We start from the raw sequence: 1,302 nt of genomic DNA, 5'->3' as shown, positions 1-1,302 counted from the left end.
TCCTGCATCGAGAAAACCGACTACCCGTTCCCGGAGGAGTTGGTGCTGTCAACACCGTCCCGGTGAACGGTTACATTGTATCTAACAACAATAAATAACAATGAACAGGGACAAAAGGATTTTTATGAACAAAGAGTGCAATACGGTTTTTGATACGGACTTTGTCTCTGTCTTTGGTACTAAGATTGCAAACCTTTATAAGGAGGCTATTGAGTATCAACGGGTACTGCCAGACGTGTCTCTGACGCGTTTCAGGCAAATTTTGGAGCTGTGGTGCGCAGAACTAGCGAAGAAGAAAAATCTCAATGGAACAGACGATTTAACACTACGTGACTTTATCGACTTTCTGTACAGTGAGCGCATCTTTAATCGGGATGTTAAGGATAAGCTACATAAGGTAAGACAATTTGCAAATAATGCAGTGCATGCCAATAAAGAGTTATCGCACGATACACAACGCAATGAACTAATATCGACTTTCGTTAAAACAAGATCATTATTTAGTTCATTATTGAAAGATTTATCTCCGCTGTACTCTTTGTCTCAGGCTAATGTAGTAATTATTGAAGGTGATCTAAGAGGGGTTGAAGAAAAAGAAATAATATATAAGGCGCTTTTTTCTGACAATGCAAAAGATAAGTTTTTAGGTGGGAAGGCAATTAGTGCTCTTCATGATGCATACTTTCAAAAGCTACCCACTACGTTTGTAACTGAACGTCAAAGCATTCATCTTTCGAGTCATGATGAAATTGCCTTGCAATTATATTTGGCTGCGGTTGAACTGGATGCCGAATTAGATAAAGTGTCAGTCAATTTGTGGTGTAACCAAAAAGAAAGAGAAGAGCTGGTTCATTCTAGAGCAAGGTCTGAATACAACTATGAATTTGCGTTGTTAGTTGCCGACAGGCCGGATGATGACCCCTATAAGCAGAGAGCATTCACCGCACTAAGGTCTGCTGCAAGGAGAAATCATCAACCTTCTCAAGCGTTACTTGGGGCTCTTTTATACAATTCTGGGGCTTATGTTGAATCCTTCGATTTACTAAAGCCAGCAAGTCTAGATGGTGACTTGTTGGCATTGAGACAACTATATTTTTATTATAGTGAAGGCAAGGCCTGCCCTAAAGATATGATATTGGCAACTGAGTATGCTGAGAAGGCAATTGAACTCGGATGTACTCAGACGATGTATGCCTATGGTAGGAATTTAATCGAAGGGAACAATGTGCGTATTCCCACGCATGGCGATCGCTCAATAACATTCATGCCGATCACTCAATAACATCCATGCCGATCGCCCAA

At 40.7% G+C, this 1,302-nt stretch carries 1 protein-coding gene; it reads left to right on the top strand.

The window, feature by feature from the left end:
• Positions 1-124 precede the first annotated feature (124 nt).
• Positions 125-1,282 (top strand): DUF4145 domain-containing protein, encoded by a 1,158-nt coding sequence (locus OKC40_RS22505; protein ID WP_270797033.1) that lies wholly within the window; start codon positions 125-127, stop codon positions 1,280-1,282.
• Positions 1,283-1,302: the final 20 nt, after the last annotated feature.

The sequence above is a fragment of the Aeromonas sp. QDB11 genome (assembly GCF_027705265.1).
In the GTDB taxonomy this organism is placed as follows: Bacteria; Pseudomonadota; Gammaproteobacteria; order Enterobacterales; family Aeromonadaceae; genus Aeromonas; species Aeromonas allosaccharophila.
The sequence above is the reverse complement of the archived record's forward strand: the minus strand, read 5'-3'. Positions and strand labels throughout refer to the sequence as shown.

What these genes read in the sequence shown, in the direction of transcription:
- OKC40_RS22505 (WP_270797033.1), top strand. Translation starts at nt 125, where the DNA reads ATGAACAAAGAGTGCAATACGGTTTTTGATACGGACTTTGTCTCTGTC.